This window comes from uncultured Campylobacter sp. (assembly GCF_937997535.1).
Lineage (GTDB): Bacteria > Campylobacterota > Campylobacteria > Campylobacterales > Campylobacteraceae > Campylobacter_B.
The window spans coordinates 1-5,726 of record NZ_CALKTT010000047.1 but is presented as its reverse complement, the minus strand read 5'-3'; the positions used below and the strand labels follow the sequence as shown (position 1 = coordinate 5,726).

The 5,726-nt window shown below is 46.9% G+C and carries 8 protein-coding genes; 6 read left to right on the top strand and 2 right to left on the bottom strand.

All coding sequences use genetic code 11. The features are described 5' to 3' along the window. Both Q0117_RS04455 and Q0117_RS04450 read left to right on the top strand, forming a co-directional pair. Positions 1 to 284, top strand: a 284-nt coding sequence (locus Q0117_RS04455) for a hypothetical protein (protein WP_297923107.1), incomplete at its 5' end; no start/stop codon positions are given. 69 nt (positions 285 to 353) lie between these two features. After that, positions 354 to 866: a hypothetical protein gene (locus Q0117_RS04450; RefSeq protein ID WP_297923104.1), complete on the top strand. Its 513-nt coding sequence runs from the start codon at positions 354 to 356 to the stop codon at positions 864 to 866. Positions 867 to 918: 52 nt separating this feature from the next. Here the strand turns inward: Q0117_RS04450 and Q0117_RS04445 are convergent, their stop codons facing one another. After that, positions 919 to 1,428, bottom strand: coding sequence for a molybdenum cofactor biosynthesis protein MoaE (locus tag Q0117_RS04445; RefSeq protein WP_297923101.1), 510 nt, complete (start codon positions 1,426 to 1,428; stop codon positions 919 to 921). Positions 1,429 to 1,443: 15 nt separating this feature from the next. Beyond that, positions 1,444 to 1,665, bottom strand: a complete 222-nt coding sequence (locus Q0117_RS04440) for a MoaD/ThiS family protein (RefSeq protein WP_297923098.1) — start codon at positions 1,663 to 1,665, stop codon at positions 1,444 to 1,446. Between the two features lie 87 nt (positions 1,666 to 1,752). On the opposite strand from Q0117_RS04440, the gene nspC reads away from it, so the two are divergent. The 4 genes from nspC to selD all read left to right on the top strand — a co-directional run bounded on the left by nspC (position 1,753) and on the right by selD (position 5,662). Beyond that, positions 1,753 to 2,907, top strand: coding sequence for a carboxynorspermidine decarboxylase (nspC, locus tag Q0117_RS04435; RefSeq protein ID WP_297923095.1), 1,155 nt, complete (start codon positions 1,753 to 1,755; stop codon positions 2,905 to 2,907). Between the two features lie 95 nt (positions 2,908 to 3,002). Beyond that, positions 3,003 to 3,962, top strand: coding sequence for a formate dehydrogenase subunit gamma (locus tag Q0117_RS04430; protein WP_297923090.1), 960 nt, complete (start codon positions 3,003 to 3,005; stop codon positions 3,960 to 3,962). An 84-nt stretch (positions 3,963 to 4,046) separates the two neighbouring features. Next, the gene (gene yedF, locus Q0117_RS04425) at positions 4,047 to 4,643 is read left to right on the top strand and encodes a sulfurtransferase-like selenium metabolism protein YedF (RefSeq protein ID WP_297923085.1); all 597 of its coding nucleotides are present in this window, start codon (positions 4,047 to 4,049) and stop codon (positions 4,641 to 4,643) included. Then, on the top strand, positions 4,643 to 5,662 hold the full coding sequence (gene selD / locus Q0117_RS04420; RefSeq protein WP_297923111.1) for a selenide, water dikinase SelD: 1,020 nt from the start codon (positions 4,643 to 4,645) through the stop codon (positions 5,660 to 5,662). The genes yedF and selD overlap by 1 nt, the downstream gene beginning before the upstream one ends. Positions 5,663 to 5,726 lie beyond the last annotated feature (64 nt).

Genomic DNA, 5,726 nt, shown 5'->3' with positions numbered 1-5,726 from the left:
ATTTAAGAGATCGCGAGATCGTAAATGCAAGCGCGGTCGTTGCGGTTTGCAAGGCGCTGAATAAGTTTATCGCCGATGAGGCAAGCGGCCTCGGCGCGATCGGACATGGCGTATTTATGGGGCTAGCGCGCTATCAAAACAACGCTCAGATCATGCAGGAGGGGCTAAACGGCTTTTTTGCCGAGGTACTTGAGCCGATCTTTAGGTGCGCAGCAAGCGGCGAAGATACCGCTACAAGCCTTAGCGAGCGCATCGCCGAAGCTAGAGGCGTGTTTAAATTTTAGTATTTTCATTTACATATATTTTAAAGTAAATTTTGTAATAACGGAATTTTATATTAGAGGAAAAATTCCATGACCGACAGCATTGTAAATAATTATAAATATGATGCAGAATATATTAGTTATATTAGAAATGGTAATTCCGCCGCAGTTCTTATTACTAGAGGTTTGGTGAGAAGCGTAAATACGATCGGTAAGTGGGTTGATATAATTGAGAGCAATATTCGCGACAGGATCGATGGGAGAATTGATTTTAACTATTTCATTGTTGAAATTTTTCCCAGAAAGACTAAGCCCGATTATTCCAAAGTAGCGTCAGAACATGATAAAAAATATATTACCTGGCAAACGGCTTGCAAAGATATAAAGAATGCAAGGAGTGTTGGTTATAAAGGCATCCGATATAAGATATGGTGTAGCTTGTATAATGATAGGAAGAAAAAAATAGTACAGAGGTATTATAATAAAAAGTTTGGTAAGTGGATGCCTGATGGATGGCTACCTACGGATTCATGTATTTTAAAAGATAAAATAGAATTTATCGATAACTGGAAATATAGGATAAAGTCCATAAAAAAATTATAAAACAACTTGAACTAGACTTCGCTAGTTTTGAATTAAGAATCAAATAGTAAATTTAGCCCAAAAGCCCCGCGCCTTTTACCCTCTGCGAGCGATCCGCCGCGTAGAACCTCTTCCCGCCTACTACCTTGCCGCCCTCGATTTTACCTCCCTTTACGTCGTATTTCCAGATCGGCGCGGCCGCCTTGAAATCCTCCACAAACTCATTTATGAGCGCCAGAGCGACCTTGCGCTGCGGGCTTACGACGCCTGCGACGTAGGAGCTTTCGTGGATCGGCACACCCCCGTTTGCATGTGCAAAAAGCACGAATGCGCCCTGTGCTGCGGTCTTTTGCTGCCACGCTTCGAACCACGTCCGCAAAATCGGCTCGTATATATCGAAGCTCAGCGCGCAGATGCCGCCCTCTTCGCGCACGATGCCCACGAAGGTGATAAACGCGCCGTAATTTGCGTCCTTAAATTTAGCGTACCAGCGCGATAAAATCGCATCTACGTCCAAGCTGCCCTCATAAATTTCAGGCTTGATCCCGCTTAAAATTTCTGGATTAAATTTAGCCTCGCCCATCGCCGCCTCCTAAGCTTAGCCGCCGCAAACGGGAGGCAGAAGACTTACGCGATCGCCAGATTTGAGCGCGAAATTCGCATCATAAACCATCTTATCATTTACCGCTACGGCGCAGTTTGAGAGCCACTCTCGCAAGCCTTCGTCCTTTTGCAGCTCCGCTTTTACCTCTTGCAAGGAGTTTGCGTTTAGGCGTAGCGGCTCGCGCCCGATCGGCCCTAAAAATTCTACCTCTACCATTTTTATCCTTTTTTAAAGATTGGGCGATTTTAACCAAAAATTCATAAAATTTTATATAATTGCGTAAAAATTTAATGAGGAAAAACGATGAAAATCGATGAAATTTTGACTCCCGCTTACGTGTGCGAGGAGCGAAAACTGGTAAAAAATTTAGAAATTTTACGCGGCGTGGGCGAGCGAAGCGGCGCAAAAATTTTATGCGCGCTAAAAGGCTTTGCGTTTAGCTTCGCGATGCCTTATGTTGACAAATACCTCTGGGGTGCGACTTGCAGCGGCCTGCATGAGGCAAAATTTGCCGCGGAATTTATCAAAAACGGCGAAATTCATACATACTCGCCCGCGTTCAAAGAGGACGATTTGGATGAAATTTTAAAAATTTCAAACCATGTCGTGTTTAATAGCGCCGCGCAGTGGCAAAAATACCGCGCAAAGGCGCTCGCTGCGGGTGCATCGTGTGGACTACGGCTAAATCCGCAGACCTCCTTCGCGCCCAAAGACGCTTACAATCCGTGCGGCAGCTTTAGCAGGCTAGGGATGAGCCTTGAAGCGCTGCAGCGGGCGATTTTGCAAGACGGCGAGTTTTTGCGCGGCATCTCGGGGCTGCATTTTCACGCGCTGTGCGAAGAAAGCGCTGCGAGCCTAGAGCGGGTGCTTGAGGTTTTCGAGGCGAAATTTAGCAAATATTTCAGAGGCCTAAAGTGGTTAAATTTCGGCGGCGGGCATCATATCACGCGCGCAGGCTACGACGTGGAGCTGCTGATAGATCTGATCAAAAAATTTCGCGAAAAATACGAAGTCGAAATTTATCTCGAGCCCGGCGAGGCGGTCGGCTGGGAGTGCGGATATTTGGTCGCTAGCGTGCTTGATATAGTAGAAAACGGCGCTAAAATCGCTATTTTAGATGCCTCTTCCGAAGCGCACATGCCCGATACCGTGCTGATGCCGTATCGTCCTGCGGTGCGCAGCGAGAGCGAGAGCGGTAAATTTAGCTATCGCTTCGGCGGAAATACCTGCCTCGCAGGCGACGTCGTGGGGCTTGAGAGCGGACAGCCCGAGTATAAATTTGACGCGCCGCTAAACATCGGCGATCGGGTGATTTTCGAGGATCAGATCCACTACACGATCGTGAAAAACACGACCTTTAACGGCATCAAGCTGCCCGATCTCGTCTTAGCGGACGAGCGCGGAGAGGTTTTGGCAATCAAAAAATTCGGCTACGACGAGTATGCGCGGCGAAACTAGCGCCGCACTTAATGCAAAAATGTAATTTTGCTTTGTAAGAAAATTTTTTGCAAAAAATGATATAATCGGCTTGAATTTTATATCTAAGGAAATCCATGAAAAGATTGTTTCTCGCGCTTTTTGCCTGTATTTATGCGCAGGCCGAAGAGAAAAAATATGCCGATATCGTGCAGGGAAATAGTGATGTTTGGGGCAATGCAAGGCTTGAAAACATCGATAGCTACGGCAATGGCTTCGGTCCGATTTTTCTGCAATTTCAAGGACATCTGCAAAGCTCGGGCTTTTTTGCTTGGTTGGCGCTGGGTGCGGTTTTGGGCGTAATCATAGCTTTTATTGGGCACTACGCGATCATAGGACCGAAGCACTTCGATCATTATGCGGGCAAACCGATCTATGCGTTTAATAAATTTGAGCGACTATACCATCTTGTAGCGGCCGTCGCATGGGCGATCTTGGTTCCGACAGGCTTGATTATGATGTTTGGCGAAGAATTCGGCGGCGGCGCTTTCGTGAGATTTTGTAAAAACGCTCACGGACTGGCTACGATAGCGTTTGCAATCTCCGTCGTGCCGATGTTCTTGCTGTGGTTTTGGCGTATGCTACCGCGAGCTTACGATATCAAATGGATGATGATCGTGGGCGGCTATTTAAGCAAAAAGAAGCGCGCGATCCCTGCGGGTAAATTTAACGCAGGCCAAAAGGCGTGGTTTTGGGTCGCGACTTTAGGCGGTATAGTGATGATAGCGACGGGTGCGTCAATGTTTTTCCTAGACTACGATATCCCCGCAATGAGAAGTGCGCTAGGTATGAGTCAGATCGAAATTTTAAGAGCAAGCGCGATTATTCATAATTTTTTGGGCGCGGTCTGCGCGGTATTTTTGCTTGTGCATATCTATATGGCGGTCTTTGCGATCAGCGGTGCCATCCACTCGATGATCGACGGACACAAGCCGGAGGAGGAAGTTTACGTACTTCACCACTACTGGTATCGCGAGCTGCTCGATAAAGGGCAGATCGCTAAATCGCAATTTGAAGCGAAGTACCCGCGCTTATAACTTGGGTAAATTTTATGCGGGCCTGCTTGCGTGCGGCTCGCATTAGCTTTGAGGTTCAAAGAATTTTTATTTTAAGGATTTCACATGCAACTAGATTGTCGCAATTTAAATTGCCCGGAGCCGCTTTTGCGCACCAAAAAAGCCCTCGGCGAGCTAAAAATCGGAGAGAATTTAGAAATTTTGGTAAACGACGTAGCGCCGCGCGAAAACATAAAACGTTTTTTGGCTAAAAACGGCTTTGAGGCGCAAATTTCACAAGCGGGCGCCGACACGCTTATAAAAACCGTAAAAACGGACGAGCTGAAAGATGCAAATATCGACGATATTTATTGTGACGTCACGGCGCCAAAAAGAGGCAAGGTAATATTCCTAAACGAGGAGCAGTGCGGAAGCGGCCCGATCGGAAAGAGCCTGCTTGCTAAATTTTTAGGTGCGGCGCTAAACCTAGACGAAAAGCCCGTAAAGGTCATCTGTGTAAACAACGCCGTGCGCATAACCACCAACCGCGGCCACGAATGCTTTGAGGCGATCAAAAAATTAAACGAAGCAGGAGCTGAAATTTTAAGCTGCGGAAGCTGTCTGGAGGGCTACAAACTGGTCGATAAGCTCGCGATCGGCGAGATTTCAAATGCATACGAAATCATGGACGTCCTATCGAAATACGAAGTAATCAAACTATGATCTACAGAGATTTTAACCTCACGAAATTTATTGCAGCCGCCGGTTGAGCCGCCAAGCTTGACCCGGCGGGTCTAACCGAAAATCTTGGAAATTTAATCGAGCCTAATGCAAGCCTGCTGTCGTCCACCTGCAGCAATGAAGATGCGAGCGTATTTCGCATAAATGACGATCTTGCGCTCGTGCAAACGCTCGATTTCATCACCCCTTTGGTGGATGATCCGTTTATTTTCGGACAGATCGCAGCAGCAAACTCCCTAAGCGACGTATTTGCGATGGGAGGCGAAGTGATAAACGCCCTAAACATCGTGGGTTTTGACGATTGTCATTTCTCAAACGAAATTTTGCGCGAAATTCTGCGCGGCGGCAAAGACAAAATCAAAGAGTGCGGAGGGGTCTTGGTAGGCGGTCACACCATCTCTACCCCTGAAATTTATTACGGACTTAGCGTCACAGGGCGCGTAAATCCGCGTAAATTTTGGAGTAATAATACAGCGCGCGAAGGCGACCTACTGATCCTAACAAAGCCCATAGGCACGGGCATCATCGCTACGGCTATCAAGGCGAAATTTCTTAAATTTGAAGAATTTCGTGACGCGGTAGAGAGCATGATTTTGTTAAATTTTTATGCCATGGGCGCGCTAGCAGGCTTAAAAATACACGCTGCAACGGACGTGACGGGCTTCGGGTTGCTTGGACACGCCCTTGAGATGATAAATGAGAGCGTAAGTTTTAAAATTTATCCTAGCAAAATTCCGCTTCTAAAAAGCGTCATCAGATGCCTTGACGAGGGGCTAATCCCCGCCGGAAGCTATAAGAATTTAAAATTTATCGCACCGGGCGTCGATTCCGAGCCGGACATAACGCTTTGCGACGCACAAACCAGCGGCGGACTTCTGCTTGCTGTAGCGGAAAAGGACGCGGCGCGAGCGCTTGTAAATTTAAAAAACGCAGGCTACGCTAGTAGCGCTATCATCGGCGAAGTAGTAGCACGCTCCAAACATAAAATTTATTTAGTTTAAAATCTTTTCTATTCAGCCCCCTTTAAGCATCACTCTTGTATAATCACAATTCTGTTTCGCACCG

Excerpts from the sequence above, each read along its gene's own strand:
- Q0117_RS04450 (WP_297923104.1), top strand. The coding sequence starts at position 354 with ATGACCGACAGCATTGTAAATAATTATAAATATGATGCAGAATATATT.
- nspC (WP_297923095.1), top strand. The coding sequence starts at position 1,753 with ATGAAAATCGATGAAATTTTGACTCCCGCTTACGTGTGCGAGGAGCGA.
- yedF (WP_297923085.1), top strand. The coding sequence starts at position 4,047 with ATGCAACTAGATTGTCGCAATTTAAATTGCCCGGAGCCGCTTTTGCGC.
- Q0117_RS04440 (WP_297923098.1), bottom strand. The coding sequence starts at position 1,665 with ATGGTAGAGGTAGAATTTTTAGGGCCGATCGGGCGCGAGCCGCTACGC.
- Q0117_RS04445 (WP_297923101.1), bottom strand. The coding sequence starts at position 1,428 with ATGGGCGAGGCTAAATTTAATCCAGAAATTTTAAGCGGGATCAAGCCT.
- Q0117_RS04430 (WP_297923090.1), top strand. The coding sequence starts at position 3,003 with ATGAAAAGATTGTTTCTCGCGCTTTTTGCCTGTATTTATGCGCAGGCC.